The 603-nt window shown below is 26.4% G+C and carries 1 pseudogene; it reads right to left on the reverse strand.

The features are described from left to right. Positions 1 to 603, reverse strand: a pseudogene (locus BUE91_RS06830) (carboxypeptidase M32); the annotation flags it as partial.

Below are 603 nucleotides of genomic sequence, written 5' to 3' on the forward strand. Positions count from 1 at the left end.
TAATAAGTAATTTAGAATTTTCATATTTAAGTGGGTATAAATCAGATAAGTTATACAGTGTATTAAAAGATATAAAAAGAAAATTAATGGATGAAAAGTATCCAAATGAACCTTGAGACCAATGAACATCTTGAAGCATTCCTTCTGAGTAAGTCATAGGTCTAACGCCTAAATATTCTTCATATTTATCAGCCCATTTTTTAGCTATATCTTCTGCTTTTTCTTCTTTATCTAAATCAGAGAATATTTCTTTTTCTAATTCATATCTTATCATTACATGTATAGGGTAAGTTAATTCATCAGCTTCAACTCTAATAAGTGATGTATTTACTTCATTTAATAATAATTTAAATTCATCTAAAGTTATATCCATACCAAAGTATTTATCCATTAAATCATATATTATCTTAACGAAACTATCATGTTTACAGAACATATTTTCAAATATTCTAGATTGTGATTCATGTATTCCCATAGATACTCCACCACCTAAAAAATTATCTTGGTAAATATCTAATATTTGCTGTTCATATAAAGCGTGTCCTGTTTCATGTATAGTTGAATATATTGCTGAAAGAGGATCATTTTCATAATAGTGTGTAG

Origin of the sequence: Streptobacillus notomytis, assembly GCF_001902585.1 — a bacterium.
GTDB lineage: Bacteria > Fusobacteriota > Fusobacteriia > Fusobacteriales > Leptotrichiaceae > Streptobacillus > Streptobacillus notomytis.